Origin of the sequence: Grimontia celer (assembly GCF_900055185.1) — a bacterium.
Classification (GTDB): Bacteria; Pseudomonadota; Gammaproteobacteria; order Enterobacterales; family Vibrionaceae; genus Enterovibrio; species Enterovibrio celer.
The window spans coordinates 1-541 of sequence record NZ_FIZX01000062.1; the positions used below are offsets into that span (position 1 = coordinate 1).

Consider the following 541-nt stretch of genomic DNA (forward strand, 5'->3'; position numbering starts at 1 on the left):
GAAGGTAAACCTGCTGCCCCTTCTCAACGCGCGCCTCTAGCCATGACGCACAATCAAAGACATCGACTGACGCCTTCAATACCTCAATTGAAGGCCCATAAAATAACCAGATATCGATCTCAACAAGATCCGACATCCTCTTCAATATATGACCAATGCCAATACCAAAATGAATTAGCAATGGAATCTAGTCACCTTCAATATCAGTAGTTTCACCTTGCATAGAGTGACATGACCTAGGCGAAATAACTGGTTTCCTTTCCACATAATCGATAAAGGGTGTGCTTTGCTCTGCTTTCTCAAGCAATGAAATTTTAGCCACTTGGCTCACATCATGCTTAAAGCCGCTGTTTATCTCAGCCTCAGGGTCTTCACCATACCAGCACTGACCTGTTGAATAATCAACAATATTGGCCTTACCCTGTTTCGTACAAAAGATTGAAAGTGTGTCATCACCAAACACATTAAAAAAATCTAATAAGTAGGGGGCGTAGAGACTAAACGCTTGAATATTATTCTGCTTAATCGTTCGAACAGACTC

General features: G+C 41.6%; 1 protein-coding gene. It reads right to left on the minus strand.

Annotated features, from left to right (window positions below; translation table 11 throughout):
- Positions 1-187: 187 nt before the first annotated feature.
- The coding region (locus GCE9029_RS26640) for a hypothetical protein (RefSeq protein WP_197475435.1) at positions 188-541 on the minus strand (354 nt) is incomplete at its 5' end.